Annotated in this window: 21 protein-coding genes; 4 read left to right on the plus strand and 17 right to left on the minus strand. The window is 35.5% G+C overall.

Going from position 1 to position 21,119, the window contains the following annotated elements; all coding sequences use genetic code 11:
* Positions 1–21 precede the first annotated feature (21 nt).
* Entirely contained in the window at positions 22–198 is a 177-nt protein-coding gene (locus tag ACTDJC_RS12805) for a twin-arginine translocase TatA/TatE family subunit (RefSeq protein ID WP_098307191.1), read from the minus strand.
* A gap of 215 nt (positions 199–413) precedes the next feature.
* Here ACTDJC_RS12805 and trhA point away from each other — a divergent pair, with 215 nt between their 5' ends.
* Entirely contained in the window at positions 414–1,070 is a 657-nt protein-coding gene (trhA, locus tag ACTDJC_RS12810; RefSeq protein ID WP_440603606.1) for a PAQR family membrane homeostasis protein TrhA, read from the plus strand.
* Between the two features lie 140 nt (positions 1,071–1,210).
* Here trhA and ACTDJC_RS12815 read toward each other — a convergent pair whose 3' ends face one another.
* The 5 genes from ACTDJC_RS12815 to ACTDJC_RS12835 form a co-directional block, all read right to left on the minus strand.
* Positions 1,211–1,930: a lysophospholipid acyltransferase family protein gene (locus ACTDJC_RS12815; RefSeq protein ID WP_253629399.1), complete on the minus strand. Its 720-nt coding sequence runs from the start codon at positions 1,928–1,930 to the stop codon at positions 1,211–1,213.
* A gap of 113 nt (positions 1,931–2,043) precedes the next feature.
* Positions 2,044–2,679 (minus strand): FMN-dependent NADH-azoreductase, encoded by a 636-nt coding sequence (locus ACTDJC_RS12820; protein ID WP_440603607.1) that lies wholly within the window; start codon positions 2,677–2,679, stop codon positions 2,044–2,046.
* Positions 2,680–2,994: 315 nt separating this feature from the next.
* Positions 2,995–4,989 (minus strand): penicillin-binding transpeptidase domain-containing protein, encoded by a 1,995-nt coding sequence (locus ACTDJC_RS12825; protein WP_440603608.1) that lies wholly within the window; start codon positions 4,987–4,989, stop codon positions 2,995–2,997.
* A 271-nt stretch (positions 4,990–5,260) separates the two neighbouring features.
* Positions 5,261–5,743, minus strand: a complete 483-nt coding sequence (locus ACTDJC_RS12830) for a dihydrofolate reductase (protein ID WP_429709909.1) — start codon at positions 5,741–5,743, stop codon at positions 5,261–5,263.
* A 20-nt stretch (positions 5,744–5,763) separates the two neighbouring features.
* Entirely contained in the window at positions 5,764–6,720 is a 957-nt protein-coding gene (locus ACTDJC_RS12835; RefSeq protein ID WP_440603609.1) for a thymidylate synthase, read from the minus strand.
* 256 nt (positions 6,721–6,976) lie between these two features.
* Between ACTDJC_RS12835 and ACTDJC_RS12840 the strand changes: the two genes are divergently transcribed.
* Positions 6,977–8,434 (plus strand): serine hydrolase, encoded by a 1,458-nt coding sequence (locus ACTDJC_RS12840; RefSeq protein ID WP_440603610.1) that lies wholly within the window; start codon positions 6,977–6,979, stop codon positions 8,432–8,434.
* Positions 8,435–8,578: 144 nt separating this feature from the next.
* On the opposite strand, the gene ACTDJC_RS12845 is transcribed toward ACTDJC_RS12840, so the two are convergent.
* The 5 genes from ACTDJC_RS12845 to ACTDJC_RS12865 all read right to left on the minus strand — a co-directional run bounded on the left by ACTDJC_RS12845 (position 8,579) and on the right by ACTDJC_RS12865 (position 12,685).
* Positions 8,579–8,971, minus strand: a complete 393-nt coding sequence (locus tag ACTDJC_RS12845) for a VOC family protein (RefSeq protein WP_440603611.1) — start codon at positions 8,969–8,971, stop codon at positions 8,579–8,581.
* 30 nt (positions 8,972–9,001) lie between these two features.
* Entirely contained in the window at positions 9,002–9,631 is a 630-nt protein-coding gene (locus tag ACTDJC_RS12850) for an HAD-IB family phosphatase (protein WP_440603612.1), read from the minus strand.
* 135 nt (positions 9,632–9,766) lie between these two features.
* Positions 9,767–10,342: a YpjP family protein gene (locus ACTDJC_RS12855; protein WP_440603613.1), complete on the minus strand. Its 576-nt coding sequence runs from the start codon at positions 10,340–10,342 to the stop codon at positions 9,767–9,769.
* A 377-nt stretch (positions 10,343–10,719) separates the two neighbouring features.
* Positions 10,720–11,982: an ABC transporter permease gene (locus tag ACTDJC_RS12860; RefSeq protein ID WP_440603614.1), complete on the minus strand. Its 1,263-nt coding sequence runs from the start codon at positions 11,980–11,982 to the stop codon at positions 10,720–10,722.
* The gene (locus ACTDJC_RS12865) at positions 11,975–12,685 is read right to left on the minus strand and encodes an ABC transporter ATP-binding protein (RefSeq protein WP_440603615.1); all 711 of its coding nucleotides are present in this window, start codon (positions 12,683–12,685) and stop codon (positions 11,975–11,977) included. The genes ACTDJC_RS12860 and ACTDJC_RS12865 overlap by 8 nt, the downstream gene beginning before the upstream one ends.
* Before the next feature lie 368 nt (positions 12,686–13,053).
* Here ACTDJC_RS12865 and ACTDJC_RS12870 point away from each other — a divergent pair, with 368 nt between their 5' ends.
* Positions 13,054–13,599 (plus strand): HAD-IIIA family hydrolase, encoded by a 546-nt coding sequence (locus tag ACTDJC_RS12870; protein ID WP_440603616.1) that lies wholly within the window; start codon positions 13,054–13,056, stop codon positions 13,597–13,599.
* A 178-nt stretch (positions 13,600–13,777) separates the two neighbouring features.
* Here ACTDJC_RS12870 and ACTDJC_RS12875 read toward each other — a convergent pair whose 3' ends face one another.
* The 5 genes from ACTDJC_RS12875 to ACTDJC_RS12895 form a co-directional block, all read right to left on the minus strand.
* Positions 13,778–14,218 carry a GNAT family N-acetyltransferase gene (locus ACTDJC_RS12875; protein WP_253629387.1) on the minus strand — a complete coding sequence of 147 codons (441 nt, stop codon included), beginning with the start codon at positions 14,216–14,218 and terminating at the stop codon, positions 13,778–13,780.
* Complete coding sequence (gene tsaA / locus ACTDJC_RS12880; protein ID WP_098311077.1) at positions 14,215–14,688, minus strand: tRNA (N6-threonylcarbamoyladenosine(37)-N6)-methyltransferase TrmO; 474 nt, start codon at positions 14,686–14,688, stop codon at positions 14,215–14,217. Before tsaA ends, ACTDJC_RS12875 begins: the two co-directional genes overlap by 4 nt.
* 138 nt (positions 14,689–14,826) lie before the next feature.
* A complete protein-coding gene (locus ACTDJC_RS12885; RefSeq protein WP_098311078.1) occupies positions 14,827–16,266 on the minus strand; it encodes a GntP family permease in 1,440 nt (479 codons plus the stop codon).
* A 222-nt stretch (positions 16,267–16,488) separates the two neighbouring features.
* Positions 16,489–17,685, minus strand: coding sequence for an iron-containing alcohol dehydrogenase (locus ACTDJC_RS12890; RefSeq protein WP_098311079.1), 1,197 nt, complete (start codon positions 17,683–17,685; stop codon positions 16,489–16,491).
* 200 nt (positions 17,686–17,885) lie between these two features.
* Positions 17,886–18,542: an HAD family hydrolase gene (locus tag ACTDJC_RS12895; RefSeq protein WP_440603617.1), complete on the minus strand. Its 657-nt coding sequence runs from the start codon at positions 18,540–18,542 to the stop codon at positions 17,886–17,888.
* A 221-nt stretch (positions 18,543–18,763) separates the two neighbouring features.
* Here ACTDJC_RS12895 and ACTDJC_RS12900 point away from each other — a divergent pair, with 221 nt between their 5' ends.
* Positions 18,764–19,561, plus strand: coding sequence for a lipid II flippase Amj family protein (locus ACTDJC_RS12900; RefSeq protein ID WP_098311081.1), 798 nt, complete (start codon positions 18,764–18,766; stop codon positions 19,559–19,561).
* A 489-nt stretch (positions 19,562–20,050) separates the two neighbouring features.
* Here the strand turns inward: ACTDJC_RS12900 and ACTDJC_RS12905 are convergent, their stop codons facing one another.
* Positions 20,051–20,614: a hypothetical protein gene (locus tag ACTDJC_RS12905; protein WP_098311082.1), complete on the minus strand. Its 564-nt coding sequence runs from the start codon at positions 20,612–20,614 to the stop codon at positions 20,051–20,053.
* Positions 20,615–21,119 lie beyond the last annotated feature (505 nt).

The raw sequence follows: 21,119 nt of genomic DNA on the forward strand, positions 1-21,119 counted from the left end.
CTTTTCTAAATTATACATATATTATTTACGTTCTTTATCTTGAAAAGCATCATCCGTTAATTCTTTTGTTGATTTTTTAAACTCTTTTAAAGTTTCCCCTAAAGCTCGTCCAATTTCAGGTAATTTTTTAGGACCGAATAAAATAAGTACAGCTACTAAAATTAAAATTAAGCCTGGAAAACCAATATTTGAAAACATATTTCCATCCCCCTTATAAGTAGATTGAATGGTTCTGCTATCCCTTGGTTTTATTTTGTCAGAAAAATTTGTTAACGTCAATGTATCCGTTACCTTTTGTCACAAAAATTTGAAAATATAATTTTTATACAATTTTCATTTCCTATTCCTTTTGTATATGATATGGTGAAAGAAACTGCACTCCTCATTTTACTATGTAAGAAAGGAGTCGAAACATGACTCAAAAGATGACTCGAATGACTCAGTTTGTTAAAGAAGAAATCGCAAATGCAATTACACATGGCATCGGCGCCATTTTAAGTATCCCTGCGTTAATTATTTTAATTATCCATGCCTCAAAGTACGGAACAGTATCGGCAATTGTAGGGTTTACTATATACGGTGTGAGCATGTTTTTACTTTATTTATGTTCAACGCTATTACATAGTATCCATCACCCAAAAGTAGAAAAGTTATTTACTATCTTAGATCATTCTGCCATCTATTTATTAATTGCTGGCACATATACACCATTTCTACTCGTTACACTGCGCGGACCACTGGGCTGGACATTACTCGCAATCATTTGGACACTAGCAATCGCCGGAATCGTCTTTAAAATCTTTTTTGTACGTCGTTTTATTAAACTATCAACTTTGTTTTATGTCATTATGGGCTGGCTCATCATTGTTGCCATTCAGCCGTTATATGAAAGCTTAACAGGTAGCGGCTTCTCATTATTATTAATTGGTGGAATTTTATACTCTGTCGGCGCCATCTTCTTCTTATGGGAAAAGCTACCATTCAATCATGCAATTTGGCACGTATTTGTATTAGGCGGAAGTGCGATGATGTTTTTCTGCGTGTTATTCTATGTATTACCTGTAGCATAAAGTGAAACTTTAATCAGTGGGGGATTCTCTTCCCCCCACCTAACTTCTTTGCTTTTGCTGAATTTTGAGGTGAGGATATTACTGACCTCAAATAGCGGAAGAAAAAAGGTCTCAGCTTTTATAGCTGAGACCTTTTCTACTTATTTTTTTAACTGACCCGCAATAATATCTTGCGTATATTTTGTTAATTCTTTAATATCCATATTTTGATATTGTTCTGCTGTAATTGGTTTCGAAATTGTGACTGTTGCATGCGCCGGCTTCATTCGATTACCGTTTGCTTCAAACATTTTATAAGTTCCGTCCAATGTTACTGGTAAAATCGCTACACCTGCTTTTACAGCAAGATGGAAACTACCAGCTTTAAATTCTCCCATTCCATTTCCCTTACTACGAGTTCCTTCTGGAAAAATAACGATAGAATGTCCTTGCTTTAACAGCTCAATTCCATCTTTAATAGCTTGTAAAGATTGACGGCGATCCTTGCGATTCATAAATACACAGTTCATCAATTCCATCCATGTTGATACAAGTGGAAATTTTTTAATTTCCGCTTTCGAAACAAATCCAATTGGCTTATTTAAATAACCTAGTAAAACAGGAATATCCATATCACTTTGATGATTACTTACTACTAGCACTGGCTTATCTTGTGGTACATTTTCAAGTCCATTCACTTGTACTGTTGATCCAGCTACATGAACCATCTTCTTGCCAAACCAATTTGTTGTTTTATATACCAGACGATCTTTTTCTTGCGGCGATAGTGTATGTAACTTTCGTTTTATACGCCACATTCTTGGCGTAATACCAATTACTATTAAAATTAAGTACAAAATTTTAAAAAACGTTTGAATCATATAGAACCCCCACATATTATAATTCCGTACTTCATTATACTAGACAAACGAAGGAAAAAGAAGAAAAAATGTCCAAACGACAAGCGCTTGGACATTTTTTATAATATGATAGATTAGAATTGTTTTGCTAATTCACGTGCTTTTTCAATTGCTTGTTCTTTAATTTCAGGTGCCTGTGCAGGATTTGCACTCATACCTTCTACTGCAATATATTCTACATCCGTTACACCCATGAAATTTAACATCGCTTTTAAGTGGTTGCGGCCAAAATCCATTGCTGCGTATGGTCCTTCAGCGTAAATGCCGCCTGTTGCTTGGATATGAAGCGCTTTTTTGCCTTCTAATAAACCAACTGGACCATTTTCAGTATATTTAAATGTTTTACCTGCAATTGATAAGTTATCTAAGTATGCTTTTACAACTGGTGGATAGCTTAAGTTCCACATTGGTGTTACAAATACGTATTTATCTGCATGCATAAATGTTTCTAAATTCCCACTCATTGCTGCAACTTTTTGTTGTTGACTTTCGCTTAATGTTTCGAAGCCTTCTCCTGCACCAAGTTTTCCCCAAGCAGAGAGCACTTCACTATCAATTACAGGTACGTTTGTATGAAATAAATCAATTGTTACTACGTCATCTTGTGGATTCGCTTGTTTGTAATCTTCAATAAATGCTTCTCCTACTGCCATGCCAAATGATACTTCTGCTGGATTTGGATTTGCTGTAATAAATAGTACTTTTGTCATATTGATTTCTCTCCCTTTTTTCTCTTCGTTAATATCTTGAATTAAAGATATTATTATTAAAAAGTAAATTACTTATCTTACATAAGTAATAATATATAATTAATTTTTATCTGTCAATAAAAATAGTTACTTTTTTTTCGTAAGTAAATAATCATATTGAGCGAGACTTTCATCAGTGAAAGAAATTCATCACTGAATTACGGAAAGCTATTAACAATTAGAGATATTTCTTCGCTTCTTGAGGTAGAGGTCCGACTGCCTATAGCGGGATAAAAAAGAGCTACCTCACTTATGAATGAGATAGCTCTTTGTCCATTACTTTTGAAACACATGTTTGACTTTCTCAGCCGGAATACTACTTCCACCTCTACCTTTTACATCTTCAATCATCATTGCCACAACCATATTTGGAGAATTTGCATCAAATGCAACAAACCATCCTAACTCTTTACCATCCGCTTCTTTTGATTCTTTTAATTCCGCTGTTCCTGTTTTTCCAGCAAGCGTAGTGCTATCTAATTTTGCAATCTTACCTGTTCCTTCTGGGTCATTTACGACTTTTATTAAAGCGTTTTTCAAAATGTCACTGTTCTCTTTTGATACCACGTTTTCTTTCCACGCTTTTACCTGCTTTTCATCTTTTAAAAGGTGTGGAGATGGAATATTCCCCTCATTCACAATTGGCGCATAAGATAATGCAACGTGAAGAGATGACATTAAAACTTCACCTTGACCATACCCTGTATCAGCAAGTTGAATATCATTTTTTATACCATCTTTTGCGATTTGCGAAGTGGCAAATCCATATTCAATCGGTAACTTTTCACCAAGCCCAAATTTCTTCGCTTCTTCTATAAACTTATCTTTACCAATTTTTAATGCTTCCTGTGCAAAGTAAATGTTATCAGAATACATCATTGCTTTTTCAAAATCAACTGGATTTACATCTTTGACACGCGTTACATAATAGTTACCCCAAGAAGAATCTTTTGCCCACTTTAAACCATCAATGTTAAGAGATTCTTTTGGATTCAGTACTTTTGTTTCTAGACCAATGGCGCCTGTAATTGGCTTAAAAACAGAACCGGGTGCGTATACTTGTGTAAACCGATTTGTCATCGGCTTTTTCGGATCATTATTCCAAGCATCTCGTTCTGCTTTTGCTGACTCTCTTATCATAGCGTTTGGATTGTATGATGGACTACTTACAAGAGCTAATGTTTCTCCTGTTTGTGGATGCACTGCTGCACTTGAACCCGCTTCGCCCTTCATTTCTGCATAAATTTTTTGTTGTAAACCTCCATCAATCGTTAGTGTAATATTTTCGCCATCTTTCGCTTCTTTTTTAGCAAGTTCTTTTAATTCTTTTCCTTTCGCATCCGCAATATAAACACGTCCGCCTTTTTCACCGCGAAGTTTATCTTCAAAAACACTTTCCAGACCTGTTCTTCCAATAGGATCATCGGCTTTATATCCTTTGTCTGCTAATTTCTTTAAATCCTCTGCATTCACTTTCCCCATGTAGCCAGTTAAATGTGCCGCAGCTTCTCCTAAAGGATATGTACGAACATTCACTGTACGTATCGCTACACCAGGCATAGATATGTAATCATTTTCATTTGCATCCTCTGGTAAAATAGAAAGTGGAACATAGTAGCCTGGTTGTACCCATTTTGCTGTTAATTTCTTTTCGATATCTTCAACCGGCATATGTAATAATTTTGCTAATGTTTCTTTTGTTTGCTGTGCTGATTCACCTAATTTTCCAGGCACAACTCCAACTTCTGAAGCTTTCCCATTTGTTGCTAATCCGCTTCCATTCCTGTCATAAATTTCACCGCGCTTTGGCGAAAATGATTGAACAAGTACTTTATCATCTTGTTTCATAGTTGGAAAAATAAATGATGGATTCCAATCAACTTTCCAGACATCCTTATCTCCATCCTTTTCTTTCACAAGCTTTGCATCATTTTCAAACGTAATCTTCCCGCCGATTGTATCCATGCTTACTTTAAAAGGTACATTCGCATTGTTTTTCTCATCTTTTTTGTCTTCTTTTTTCGTTACTGCTTCTACTTTTAAATTTTTCACCGCAATTCCTGTATAAACGTTTTCATATTTCTTTACAAAATCTTCTTTTGTAATCGACTGCTTTGCCTCTTTCGATAACTGTTCATACATTTCATCAAACTTTTGCTCATTCCATGCTTTTACATATGTATCCATCGCTTGCTCTGGCTTCTCTTCTTTTCCGCAACCTACTATGAATAGCATTGAAAAAATAAAAAGCATTCCCCATATCTTTTTCACATTTTCTCCTCCTTTATATTTCGATACTATCATACTATAAAAATCCAATTTTATAAAATTCACCCAATAAAAAACCGACGCAATATGCGTCGTTCTTTATATTATCATTATAACATTCAGAAAATTTTTATATAAGGATTTGTTTTTATTTTTCGTTTTCTTAGTATAGAAACAAAAAGGAGAGGATACAAAATTGTGGAGTGTACTTAGAAAAGACAACAACAAAAGAAGATTGGTATGTAATACACCAATCTTCTTTCCCGCTTTATTTTCATTTACCATACACATGATAAGCATACGTATATGGATTTTTCTCATCTGTCACGCCTTGTTCTACAGATATTTCTTTCCACTCATCGTAATTAATTTCTGGAAAGAATGTGTCACCTTCAAATACTTCTTCAATTTTCGTAATATATAAGCGATCTGCAAATGGAAGAACTTCTTTAAAAATCTCTGCTCCGCCAATGACAAAGATTTCTTCATTCATTTGCTCGTCCATTTTCTGTACATCATCAATAGAATGGATAACTTCACAGCCTTCCATTTCATAATTTTTGTTACGAGTTAAAATAATGTTCGTTCTGCCGGGTAAAGGTCTTCCAATTGATTCAAACGTTTTTCTTCCCATAATAATCGGATGGCCCATAGTTACTTTTTTAAAGTATGCCAAATCTGCCGGAAGATGCCAAGGTAATTGGTTATCTTTACCGATTAGACGATTTTTATCCATTGCTACAAGTAATGAAATCATATGTATCCTCCTATCTTCGCTTACACAGCTACCGGTGCTTTAATTGCTGGATGTGGATCGTATCCATCTAACATAAGATCGTTCATTTCAAAATCAAAAATAGATTTCACATCTGGGTTTAGCTTTAACGTTGGGAATGAACGTGGTTCACGTGCTAATTGTTTTTCTACTTGTTCAAAGTGATTTGTATAAATATGTGCATCACCAATTGTATGAACAAACTCACCCACTTCTAATCCACACTCATGCGCAATTAAATGTGTTAATAAAGAATAACTAGCTATATTAAACGGAATACCTAGGAAAATATCACCGCTGCGTTGATATAGCTGACAAGATAATTTCCCATCTGCCACATAAAATTGGAATAATGTATGACAAGGTGGTAGTGCCATACTTGGTACATCTTCCGGATTCCATGCAGACACGATTAAACGACGGGAATCTGGGTTTTTCTTAATCATGTCAATTACATCTTGCAATTGATCAAGCGTCTCTCCAGCAGTCGTTTTCCATGCACGCCACTGTTTCCCGTACACATCTCCTAAATTACCGTAACGCTTCGCAAATTCATCATCTTCTAACACCTTTGTTTTAAACAATTCCATTTGCTCTTCGTATTGCTTATTAAAGTCTTCATCTTGCTGTGAACGTAGTCCAAAATCTGTCATATCTGGACCTGTATACGCATCGCTCTCAACCCAATTTTTAAACGCCCATTCATTCCAAATATTATTATTATGCTGCAACAAGTAACGAATGTTTGTGTCACCTTTCATAAACCAAAGAAGTTCGCTCGCTACTAAACGAAACGGCACACGTTTTGTCGTAAGTAACGGAAAACCTTGACTTAAATCAAAGCGCATTTGATACCCAAATACAGATACTGTTCCTGTACCAGTGCGATCTTCTTTTCTCGTACCGTTTTCCATAACGTGACGGCACATATTTAAATATTCATACTCTGCGTGTTTCATCAAGTAACCTTCTTTCACAATTGCTTTATGTAACATTATTTGAGTTTATCATATGCCTTTGAATTTCACACTGCCTTTTTAGTAAAAACTCTTTCATATAGTATACACGCGCAGAAACCTAGTATTAAAAAATTTTTTCACTTTTAAAATCTGACATACTTTTGTCAATCTTCCTCATAAAAAGAAAAAGGGTTTTCCTATCCTTTTCAAGAAACTATAGTGCGGCAGTAAATAATATATGAGTGGAGGTTTTACTATGCAAAAAACTGAAATGCCTCTTACAAGTAAATTACATACGACAATCAAAAACATGATGAAAGATTTAAACGTTCCTGGAGCTGCAGTTGCTATCGTAAAAAACGGAGAAGTAGTATTCTCAGAAGGTTATGGGTTCCGTGATACAAAAAATAAAAAAACAGTTACCCCAAAAACGTTATTTGCAATTGGTTCATCGACAAAAGCATTTGGTACACTTTCTTTAGGTTTACTCGCACAACAGCAAAAATTTAATTGGGATACACCTGTGCAAACTTACATTCCAACTTTTTCACTTCATGATCCGCTAGCAAGCGCACAAATTACAGCTCGTGACCTAGCATCTCATCGTACCGGTGTCAGTCGTCATGATACATTATGGTATATCTCTTCTTTAACTCGACAAGAAATCGCTGAAAAAATTCGCCACTTAGAACTAGATGCACCATTTCGCTCGGCATTTTTATATAACAACTTAATGTATGCCACGATTAGTTATATTGCTGAAAACATTACAAATCAAACATGGGAACAATATGTAACAGAACATATTTTAGACCCGCTTCAGATGGAACGTACGAACTTCTCTGTTACCACTTCACAAAAATCAGATGATCACGCACTTCCTTACATCGAGAAAGATGGGAACATAACAGAAGTACCTTTCTGCAAAATTGATACAATTGGTGCTGCTGGATGTATGAACTCTAATATAGAAGATATGGCAAAATGGGTATTACTTCATTTAAATAAAGGAAAAGTTGGTGAACATGAACTTATCATGCCGGACATGCTCCAACAAATGTATACACCGCATATCCCAATTCCAGATGAACCAATATTCGCTGTGCCAGAAACTCCATTAAACAGTTACGGTCTTGGCTGGTTCATTAGTGCCTATCGCGGACATAAAGAAATCCATCATGGAGGGAATATCGATGGATTCTCCGCACTTGTCTCCTTTATGCCAGAACATAATATTGGGCTTGTCGTATTAACGAATTGTGGTCATACGTTACTTCCATCTTACCTTGCACATCAAATTTATGATGAATTGCTTGGATTAGAGCCAATTAATTGGCACAAACGTGCAATAGAAGATACAGCTAAATTTAATGAAATAATGAAAGAAATGAACAAGCCGCTACCACAAGTAAAGGAAACCGTTCTTTCACATCCATTAAAAGATTATATCGGAACGTTTGAACATCCTGCATACGGAACAATAGAAATACTCAAACGCAATGAAACTCTATACTTAAAATTTGCCTCATTTGATATTGAAATGAAACATCATCACTATGATATGTTCAGCACGAAATGGAATGTTTTCCAAATGGAAATGAACATATTAATTTCTTATGAGATGAATACAGCAGGTGAACTAAACGAGCTTAAACTGCACCTACCAGCAACGTTAAGCACAAAACCACTTCTGTTTACAAAAACTGAAAAATAGAATTTCCACTAGTAAGGTTTATTCCAAAAATAAAGAGCGCTGACTTTTGTACAGCGCTCTTTGTCCTTCTCAACATAGAAAGAATAGCAAAACAATCCTATTGATCTTTTTTACAGCTTAGGCTGCTAACTTGAATCATTTGATTTACATCTCCATATTCGGTGCATACAAAACTTCTAATATGTAACCGTTCGGATCATGAAAATCTACTGTATAATATCCTTCTGAATACTCTTTCATTTCTATTGGTCCGCGAATGATTGTGGCACGAACATTATGTAAGAAATGTGCTACTTCATCAACTACAGACCGATTCATTGCCTGATAACAAATATGCCTTGGGCCTAACGTTCGCACAAGTTCCGCACCAATCTCTTTAAAATATATTTCTGTTTTCCCTGTACTAAAAGCTGTTTCATTTAGTTGTTTCCAGCCAATAATAGAAAAAAATTGACGATAAAATTCAATAGATTTCTCTAAGTTTGCGACCCAAAATTCGATATGGTGAATACCTGGTTCAAACGTTTTCTCCGGCATACTCCCCTTGCTCCCTTTCCTACCAACCTTCTACTTCGAATGTACGACAGTTACAATTTCTTTTGGCACATTCACAATATAATTCGGAGATTCAGCCTGTACCGTTTCTATTACATCATAGCCCCAGCTTACCCAAATCACTTCTACACCAATTTTCTTACAAGATACAATGTCACGAAGCTCATCCCCAACATAAATCACATCGGAATTTTGTAGTTTATTTGCTTTTAAAAATTTCTTTATCACTTTATCTTTTCCAAAAATATTATTAGAACAAAAAACATCATGAATAAAATCAATTTCATTATGACGTAAAAATTCCCGAATATGCTCCTCAGCGTTCGAGGATACAATGACAATTTCAAAGCCGCTCTCTTTCAACGTCTGCAAAACATCTCTTATTCCATCGAACAAAGTAAGATTTGAGATCGATGGTTGATATAATTTATAAAACTCTAATGCTATCATAGGGATTTTATACAGAGGCACGTGAAGCAATTTACACCTCTCAGGAATTGATAACTTCCGCAATGCTTCAACATCCTCTTCTCTTACCTGTTTAAAACGGTGTTTCTCTGCTATTTCATTGAAAATAGGAATAAAGATATCTTTAGAATCCACTAACGTACCATCAAAATCAAAAATAATATATTTATTCATTACGAATGCTCCTTGTTATCGTTACTTTTATATTCTTTATATTTATGAATTCTCTTTCAAATTGATATTACCTTTTATTTACTTTCTCTTTATCTACAAAAAAAGAACAAGGTATATACCCTTGTTCTTTTTTTCCTATGAAAGCCATTTCGGCGGTGTATTCGTATTCCAATAAATATCACCAAGCTCATGGTGCGCTATAAAATCATCCTCATAACGATGATAATGAAAATTAAAATAATAACCATCTTGCGGCGGATGATCTCGTCTTACGTGAAACCGCAGTAAGTCATCCCCTGTTTTTGTATCATAAACATGAAAAATCTTTTCATGTTGCCCACCAGCTGGCTTTTGTGAAATTGCTAAAGACTGTAATGAATCTTTTGGTGTATCGTTTGCAAGTTCTGCAATTGCTTCTTCTATTTTCGGCAATACAACACCTTTAAACTCATCTTCAATTACTGGCCCAATTTTCGATCCAAATTTCTCCATTGATTGCCGCTCTGCTTCATCCATCGCATAAGAGAGAAATGCTTCTGAACCTATCTCATTTTGTTTTTCATCCAATGTATACGGTGTTCGCTCTAGATTTTGCTGTTTTGTAGGCTTGTCCGTTTTTGCATTATCAAGCAGTGCAGAAGGAGGTGTTACTAATCCAAATGTAAATACAGTAATTAACGCGACGAGTGTCTTTTTCATCCAATTTGGCATTTTGCATCCCTCCCTTTCTTTGCTTCTGTTTTTATCCCGCATTAACGGGCAGTAGGGCCCCCCCACTGATGGAAGTTTCACTTTATAACTGTTTCTCCCATTATACAAAATGATGCCAATTTTTGCACTTTATAAATGTATTAACGTTAATATTATTTGTAATGATTTGAATATGGAATAGTAAGATTTCATACAATAAGTATTATTCTTTGATTTTACTAGGAGGTTTTCCTTTTGAATCTTGATTTTCTCTTTTCAGCAATAAGCATTTGTGTTCTCATCTATTTTATGTATGTGTCGATTACGGATTAAAAAAAGAGCTACACAGCTCTTTTTTGTTAATGATAAAATGACGCTAATTTAGCTCTTACAAACATTTATCCCTCACCTAGCTTCTTTAATTGCTCATAGTCTTGGGGAGGAAGTCTTACTGCCCTTTTGTGTGGAATAAATAAAATCCACACTGTTATTATGATCGCAACTCCTGCACAAATTCCAGCAACCATGACGTAAAATTGCGCTAGTGTAACAATTCCATACACAAATAAAGCTGGCAAAAATAAATATCCCTTCGCTCTCTGTGAAAGCCATAGTTTTTTCCCTTCTGAACAATATAACTGTAAGAATAATTTTCCAGAGAAAACTTTCCATATATCACTTGAATAACGAAATATTGCAAATAACGCAAACAAAATAACGATTGCAGCAACCCACCATGGTGTAAGCCAAATCGAACTTGCACTAACAAGAATGATACGAATGTAAAAACCACCAGCATCACCCGAACGAAAATATTCCTTTAAAAAAGCTTCAATGATTCTAGCATCATTGCTATTCCCTATTAATATACGTTTAGAGCGCGGAAATAACCACGGCTTCGCTGCGTTTGTAGGTTTTTGTACTTGGCCTCCCAGTGTCATAATTTGCTTTGTCCATCTCATTTCTTCTCCTTTTTCTTTTTCAATTTCTTTAAAGAAGAAGCGATGGTAGTGCAGTTTTTCCTTTACTAAGAAAAAACTTATGATAAAGAGAAGCAAAAAGAAAAAAAACGTATAAAAAGACTGTTGTAGTACGTATCTACACGTTATACCTATATATACAATCCCTACAAAAAAGAGAATATTTTTTATGATCATCACTTGCCACTGCTTATGGAATCGAACATCAATATAACGTTGTAGCAGGACAAGTGTGAAACGAAAACAAATCAAAAATACAAAACAGAAAAAAGCTTGTACGCCAGTTCCCTTTAAGCTTTTCAAAAAGATTGGTAGAAACAGTATGGTTATAAGTGCACTCGTGAAACAAATACGGAAAAAAGAATAGATCATACCATATTTCATCATTTGTTTTATATGATATGGAAATTGAATTAAAAACAAACTATCTGCTTGTTCTAAAAATGAGCGTACACTTCTTGAAAATGTCGCTACATAAAACACAAGAAATCCGACAGACAAATATAATACATCTTCAGGTGTCGGTCCATTCTTCCAAAGTGAAGCATAATATATCCAGCTAAATACAAGTGCTGGAACAATTAAGTATAATGCGATGGTCCAATCGACAACAGAGCGTACTGCTTTCCACTTTCGTTTTACCTCATGAAACAACCTTTTATAAAATAGTTTTCTAATCATGTTGTTCCCGCCTTACAATCACATCAAAACAATCTAACAATGTGCCTTTTGGCATGTTAGCAAGTGTTTGAATACTATGTAAATCTCCATTTGCAAATAAAGTTCCTTCTGAAATTAATAAGAAACGCTCACATATTCTTTCTGCTGTATCTAGCACATGTGTGCACAGTAAAATGCCCGCACCACGTTCCTTTTCTTTATACAAAAAATTGAGAAAATCACGAGTTGCTGTCGGATCCAAACCAATAAACGGCTCATCAATAATATAAAAGTCTGGCTCTGTTAAAAAAGCTAAAATAAGCATCGACTTTTGTTTCATTCCTTTTGAAAACGTCGATAGATACTCATGTTTATGCTTGTCCATCCGAAACGTACGTAACAACTCTTCTGCCTGTACTTCCCAGCTTCCTAATTCAACATCCTTGGCAGCCATCAATAATTCAATATGTTCCCATAATGTTAAGTAATCATAATACGTCGGATGTTCAGGTACATATGCATACGGATTCTTTCTATTTCCAAACGAAATTTCCCCTTCCATATGCGCTAATAATCCAAGAATCGATTTTATTGTTGTACTCTTTCCTGCACCGTTTGCACCAATTAAAGCAACAAGCTCACCTTTTTCAATTGAAAAAGCAATATTATGTATCGTTTGCTCTCCAGCTTCGTATCCAGCCGATTTTATATTAACTTGCAGCAAAGATATCCCTCTCTCTATATAAAATTACAAAAAATTCCTATGAAAATAATAACATATTTTTCAATGAAAATACTTTTTAAGCTTAAACGTAACAAAGATGCAATTCATCCCGCATTAACGGGCAGTAAGATCCCCACCTCAAGATTCAGAGAAAAGCGAAGAAGATCGGTGGGGATCTTACTGCCTGTAAAAGCCCGATTGGTTCAACTAACCATCAGTGGGGGATGAAGCCCCCCACTGATGGAAGTTTCACTTTATATGCAGGAAAACAATACTAATAGTAGAATATTTTATATTTTGAGTTCAAAATAATTTTTTGTTATTCAACCTAAAACACTTCTAGCAAACAAAGAGAAAGGGTATATACTATGACAAATAAACGAAGCATCGAAGCTATTTTCATCGACCGTGACGGTACAATCGGCGGTGATACGACGATTCATTATCCTGGGGAATTTCAGTTATTTTCATTTACTAAGGTGACTCTAGATAAGCTAAAAGAACAAAATATACAATTATTTTCTTTTACAAACCAACCTGGTATAGCTGATGGCAAAGCAACAAAGGAAGACTTTATTGAGGAATTAACAGCATTCGGTTTTGACGACATATTTCTTTGTCCACACAGGCATAATGATGGTTGCCTATGTCGTAAACCGGAAACAGGAATGCTTCTTCAAGCGGCGAAAAAACATCATCTTGACTTAACAAAATGTGTTATAATCGGCGATCGCTGGGGTGATATCGTTGCAGGTATAAAAGTCGGCGCAACAACAATTTTAGTACAAACAGGTGCTGGATACGACGCCCTGCATACATATCGTCATAAATGGGCGAACATGGAAGCTAATTATATTGCAGAAAATTTAGAGGACGCTGTTTCTTGGCTCTTTACACATCCTATATCAAAATAAAAACAGCAATGCCATTTAAAACGGCATTGCTGTTTAAATACTCTATTCGCCCTTGCATACCTCAACGATGAAAATACTAAAACGATTTCTCTATGAAATGCTTGTCTCTACATATTCATATGTTATGAGACTGAATCGTCCTATGCTTGGTTATGTATCACTAGTCATATATGGATTTTTACAAATTTAATTCATAATGAAAATAACGACTATCTCTTATATAACCGTTCTCTACATATAAACGCTGCGCTGTTACATTATCAACCTCAGTTTGAAGTTTTAGCCCTTTTGCGTCTGTCTCCAATGCAAATTGCTCCGCTGCTTTTAGCAGTTGTTTCCCTATTCCAGCTCCTCTCACATCTTTTTGCACAAATAAATCATTTAAAATCCACAACTCTTTCATAGAAATGGAAGAAAAAGAAGGATATAGCTGCGTAAACCCTACGTACTTCCCATCTTCTACTGCTACAAAAATAATTGATTCGTTTTGCTCTAAACGTTCATGTAAAAATTGTTCTGCTTCTTCTATATTAGAATCTTGTCTATAAAACATACGATACTCATTAAATAATGATGCTACTCCTTGTAAGTCTTCCATAGATGCTTGATATATTTTCACTTCTCTTCGCTTCCTTTCCAATAGTTCTTCATTAAATCCGTTGCCCAGTTCGGTTGTTTAATTTCTTCCCTTGGCAAAAACTCTTTCATAACTGGCTTCATATCTAAAATAGGGGTACCATCAATCGCATCTAACCCTTGTACAACTAATCGTTTTCCTTCTCTTCGTACTACTTTTACAATCGTAGCACCTAATTTATTCGGACGATTTTTCCCCCGCTGTGCAAAAATACCGATTTTCGGATACTGTTCATTATTACGAGGATGTCTTGCCGTATACTGAATGTTAGCATCTGTCACTCTATCAAAATAAAAAATAACTTCAATATGTGAAAATTGTTCAATCCCTTGTAAACTTTCTTCTGTATATGGCTCTATCAATTCAATAATAGATTCTATTTCGCCCCACAAATCATCTTCTATATTGATTCGTTCATTATGTACAAAAGCGATCGGTTGTAACGAAAACATCGTATCCCCCCCTTTTTGTAACCACTTACATTATAATATATTTTCTGAATACTTTCCATGAATAATACATTTGTTTACATAATAATATTATGTAAACAAAAGAAGAGAAAGCACTTAACTCTCTCTTCTTTCTGAATATTATACAAGACCTGTTAAACTATACGTGCCAATTACAACAAATACCGCAACAGTTTTAATAATTGTAAGTGCAAAAATATCACGATACGATTGTTTATGCGTTAATCCCGTTACTGCAAGTAATGTAATAACAGCTCCATTATGCGGTAATGTATCCATTCCTCCTGATGCCATCGCAATAATGCGATGCATAACTTCTAATGGAATATCAAATTGCTCTGCAGCTGCAATATATTTATCAGACATTGCACTTAATGCAATTCCCATTCCCCCAGAAGCCGATCCTGTTATACCTGCAAGCACATTTGTCGTAACCGCTCCATTAACAAGCGGATTCGTAAAAGTTGTTGAAATACTATCACGAATTACCCCAAATCCTGGGAGCGCTGCAATCACGCCACCAAATCCGTACTCTGCACCTGTATTCATTGCCGCTAGTAATGCTCCGCCAATACTTGCATTTAACCCAGTTTGAAAATCTACAAATACACGCTTCCAATTTAAAAGAATTGTTGTTACAATGCCAATTACAAGTGCTAATTCTACTGACCACACCCCAAGTACTCCAGACAGTTCTACTTTCCCAAAACTTTTTAAACCAATAGATGCAAAATCAAAACCATTTGGATACCATTTTGGAATAGCAATTGTAAAAAATTTGTTCATCACACCTACTAAAATAAGCGGAACGAAGGCAAGCACTTGACGAAGTGGTGTAATATCAACCGTTTGGATTGACGGTCTTACGTTTTGTTCCGCTTCGATGGATGCTGCCATTTCAGCATTTCCATCTTTAAATCCATAATACCCTTCGCCTTGCGCTTCTGCTTTACGACGGCGTCTTTCCAAATACACCATACCGACTATGAAAACAAAAATAGCTCCTGTAATTCCTAAGAAAGGACCGGCATAAATATCTGTCTTGAAAAAGGTTGTCGGAATAACATTTTGAATTTGCGGTGTTCCTGGAAGTGCATCCATTGTAAAGGTAAGAACCCCAAGCGCAATTGTACCAGGAATCAAACGTTTAGGAATATTTGCCTCACGAAACAAATTATCTGCAAACGGAAATATAGCAAATGCCACAACAAATACACTGACACCACTATATGTTAAAATAGCTCCCATTAATACAATTGCAAGTATAGTCCGTTTCACACCAACAATTTGGATAATTGTCTTTGCGATAGATTCTGCGATTCCTGACATTTCAACTACTTTTCCGAAAATCGCTCCTAGTAAAAATACAGGGAAATATAATTTAATAAAGCCAACCATTTTCTCCATAAAAATATTTGAGAAAAAAGGTAATACATAAGTCGGCTCTGTTAACAAAACTGCAAACAGAGCACAAATCGGAGCAAATAAAATGACAGAAAATCCGCGATATGCTACAAACATTAGCATACTAAGTGCTAATAAAATAATTACTAATTCCATACGTTCCTCCTTTGTAATTTCCAAGGAAATTTTTATAGAATTTTCAGTTTGTTTAAAATAAATTGATTTTATCCCGCATTAACGGACAGTAAGACCCCCACCTCAAGATTCAAAGAAAAGCGAAGAAGATAGGTGGGGGATAACTGTCCGTAAAAGCCCGATTAGTTCAACTAACCATCAGTGAGAGATAAAGCCCCCATTGATGGAAGTTTCACTTTATTCTTACACAATTTCTTCGCGATCTACAAAGTTATAATCGTAGCAAATTCGATATAATTCAATCACTTCTTCATACGAAGGAATACGAGGATTGTTACTTGGACTCCCACTTGCAAGCGCATCCTTCGCCATCTTTGCTATAACCAGTTCAAATTCATCCTTATGTATTCCATACTCGTTCATATTTGGAATACGTAAATCTGTACAAAGATGCTTTATTTCATTGACAGTAATATTTGCAAACTCTTCATTTGATAACGCTTTCAAATCAGGTCTGATCTTACGCCCAATATCAGAAAGACGTTTCACTGTATAATCTTTCGTAAACTCTAATACTGCTGGAAGGAGCATCGCATTTGATAGACCATGAGGAACATGAAACATTGCCCCGATAGGACGGGACATTCCATGAACTAGTGTTACAGACGCATTTGTAAAAGCAATTCCCGCTTCCATTGAGGCAAGCATCATCTGCTCTCTAGCTTCTACATTTTGGCCATCTTCATAAGCAATACGGAGATATTTCATAATCTTTTCAATTGCTGAAAGTGCAAATATATCAGTAAGAGGTTGTGACAATCGAGAAATATATGCCTCTATCGCATGACATAACGCATCTATTCCTGTTGCAGCTGTTACATGAGATGGAGTAGACATCGTTAATAATGGGTCCACAATAGCTACTTGAGGTATAAAACTTGGGTGCTTAATCATCATTTTTACATCTGTGCTTGTATTTGTAATAACAGTTGCACTCGTAACTTCAGATCCTGTTCCAGCAGTCGTTGGAATAACAATAAGAGATAGAGGTACCTTTGTTATCGGATATTGATTACCAGCGTATTCCCCAATGTTCCCTCCGTTTGTTGCGATAACAGCAACGGTCTTTGCAACATCAATACAACTTCCTCCGCCAAGTCCTATAACAAGATCGCATTCATTCTTTTTACAAACAGATAATGCTTTTACTACATGCTCATCTGTCGGCTCAGTATTCACATCAATAAAAGTCACAACTTCTATTTTTTGTGATGCTAACATTTTCTTACACCTTTCTACATAACCAAGCTCATTCATAATAGAATCGCTTATTATTAATGCTTTCTTACCATACTGAATAGCTCTTTCTCCTAGTTTTTCTAATGCATTTGTTCCATATAAGACTGTCTCAGGCACTCGAAATTCTGAAACTCCTTGCAAATATACCCCCTCCTTCTTTTTTCATCCCTAAACTAGCTATGCTAGAAAAAACAATTTACATAACAAACTACCTTTACAATTCCACTTCGCAACTAAAATCCCTCTTTTAAATCCCAAATATAGTCATTTTTTTACAACATCTCTATACAAAAAAAGACAAGGTGACGACCTTGTCTTTCCAAACAAATCTAATCAATCTATTACTGTTCTAACACATAATGAAACCTCTTTATATGTTCTACATCTTCAATAATATGAGTAGCTCCCGCTGCCACTAATTCTTCTTTACTACCATATCCATACATTACTCCGATAGAATCAATTCCAACTTGCTGCGCTCCAATTATATCGTGCTCTCGATCGCCTACCATAACCACATGTTCTTTCTTTAAATCATGATATGTATGTAAAATATGCTGAATAATGTCCGTTTTTGCAATACGCGTACCATCTAAATTACTACCGACAATCTCTTCAAAATAATGTGCAAGTTGAAAGTGCTCTAAAATTTGTTTTGCAAATATAGTTGGCTTAGACGTTGCCACAAATAAACGCTTCCTTGCATTCTTTAAATCTTTTAAAACACTAGGAATATGCTCATATATTTGATTCTCAAACATTCCTTTATCTTGAAAATATTCACGATAATACGTTACTGCTTCTGCTACTTGTTTTTCATTCATTCTATATATGCTAGCAAACGAATGTTGAATTGGCGGGCCGATAAAAGATAGTAATTTTTTATCATCTTGCTCATCTGTCCCCATTTTTCTTAACGCATATGTGACCGAGTTTACAATACCTTCTTTTGGATCTGTTAATGTGCCATCTAAGTCGAATAAAAAAGTTGTATACATTTATTCCCCTCCGCTCGGTTACTGTAATATATTTTCATCCCCATCCCCTTACCATCCTAGCCACAATCTTCACTATTTTACAAAACAATTATTCAAATGTAAATATTCTGTTAACAAACTACCCACAAGCCGCCACCTAACAAAAAATCAAGATGTACAAAACCCTTCTCATCATGTATGATTAGATTTATTTTCCAATTTGTAATAGATGGTGAATACATATGACAACAAAATTAATTTTTATAGTAGTTTTTACAGTTATCATTCATGCAGTAGAAACAAGTTCTTATAGTATCCGCCTTGCAGGCATTCGCTTAAAAAAGATTGCTGTTTCCTTATCTGTAGTTGGAATCGTGTTACTTGTTGCGAGAACATCTAACTTACTGCAAGCTTTTTTGCTTGGCGGTATCGTCGATCAAGCAAAGCAAGACGCTTCTATCAATTTAGAAGGAACTATTCGTCTTATTTTATTAGCCGCTTCCATCGGTACATTACTAGCCATCTTTTTGTATCCGACTCTGACAAAACTATTTAGCTATGTGATTAAAAACTTTGAAACAGACGGTTCTTTCATTCGCATGATGAAAACAAATAACATTCAAAAACTAAAATACACAAAAAAATATGTCCGTTTTCCAAAATTGGAAATGATTCATCGGATGCGAGTTGGCGGTATCCCAAAGCGAATTATGCTCATTAATATGTTTGCTACTGCTATTTATACAGCAGGTGTTCTTTCTGCTTTATACGCCTCTTTTTTAAATCCAGCCTACGCAACGAATGCAAGTACGGCTTCTGGTCTCGTTAACGGATTTGCAACAATCTTATTAACTGTACTATTAGACCCACGAATCGCTCTATTAACCGAACGAGCTCTCCAAAAAGAGAACGGAGCAGAAACAATGGGAAAAATGTATGGATGGCTCATGATTTCCAGGTTTTTAGGAACATTACTTGCCCAAGTACTTTTTGTACCAGGTGCCCATTGGATATTGTGGATTATTTCGGTTACGAATTGAAAATAGAGTCTCATAACAAATCCCCGGTACACTATTTTACTGAAAAATATAAAAAGTGAAGTTTAGGTAGTATTCTTTTACGACGACCTATGCTGTTTAACAATTATAGAAAAAAAAGAAAGGAGTGGGGAATCCACTCCTTTTATTACGACACACTGCTACTTTTTTATTACGACAACCTATGGTTTTATCACGACTTTTATCCTTCGTAGTTCTTAAATAAATCTGATAGATATTTATTATTTTCTTCCGCGATGTATCGCTCAGCTTCTATCAAACGGACTACCAGCTCAGCTTTCGTTAGACGCATGTATTGACGATAAACATGTTTTAGATTTCTATCTGTTTTTAAAAGTTCAAACTCCCTAAATGAAGATATGCTTCCTCAAAGAATTCTTTTTGAGAATCTGGATTATCTTCACTTAAACGTTCAAAAAAACTTCCGTGTCAAAAAAAATCTGGATCCAAAGATCCAGATTTTTTCTTTCTTTAATCGCGTTTTTTGCATTTTTTGTTTTTTTCTGTTTGGTCGCCTTCTTCTATTTGGTCGCCTTCTTCACCTGCGTTTTTTGCCAAACTATCCGTTCCGCCTCCCACTGCATGTTGCTGTTTGGTATTAGAACTTTCGATGGCAGCGTTGGTTCCCGCTGCACTGTCATCTCCACCACCACTGGCCACCTGAGTAGCACTAGCCTGTTCCTCACTAGTTTCATTAATTTGATTATTGATGATAAGCACAAATTCTACCTCTTCATCCGAATTTTCTTTTTTCATTTTATGCGGCTCAATCTGATCCTCACTAATTCCTTTATTTATCGCTTCGCCTCCAGCGCCCACCGATTGTTGCTGTCTGGTATTCGATGAATCGATTGCTGCATTACTTCCTGCTGCACTGTTTTGTCCGGCTCCACTGGCAATTTGTGTTGTATTCGGTGCAAATGTAATCTGATTATTAATGACAATGACAATTTTTTGTTTATCAGCAAGATTTCCCAAATTAATTTCTTCTCCATCTTTTACAAATCGAAACGTGATTTTTTCATTGTTTCCCATGTTCTCACCCCCTTTGTAATATTAAATGCTAGAGAATGATAATGGATTGGACAAGCGTATTTTTTTATAAATATGTGCAACCCTGCCCACAATAAAGGGTGTATTACCAGGTTCCGTTATTTTCCTTGTTTTTGGGTGTGAGGTGGGGGCTAATCGTGTGGGGGCTAAACCCCACGAATGTAACGTAACTAAATATGAAGTAAGCTTATTGCTTTAGGCGATAGAATTTACCTAAATTTATAAATCGGCTAAATGTTGGCGGAACCCCCTAAATAAACAAGATACATTGACTTCCGCCTTCGAACCTTATGTTAACAGCCCCAGTCGGGGCTGTTTTTTTCCTTTCCATACGTATACATGTTTTTTTATGAGGACTTCAACAAATGTAGTAATAAAGTAGTGATAAACATAAATAATGTAGGTTTAAAAGTAGTAATAAAAATAGTAATAAACCACAAAAAAAGGTGCATCAACCGAATCGTTGATACACCAGTAAATTGCATTG

The organism is Bacillus sp. GB_SG_008 (genome assembly GCF_052038115.1).
Taxonomy (GTDB): domain Bacteria; phylum Bacillota; class Bacilli; order Bacillales; family Bacillaceae_G; genus Bacillus_A; species Bacillus_A rhizoplanae.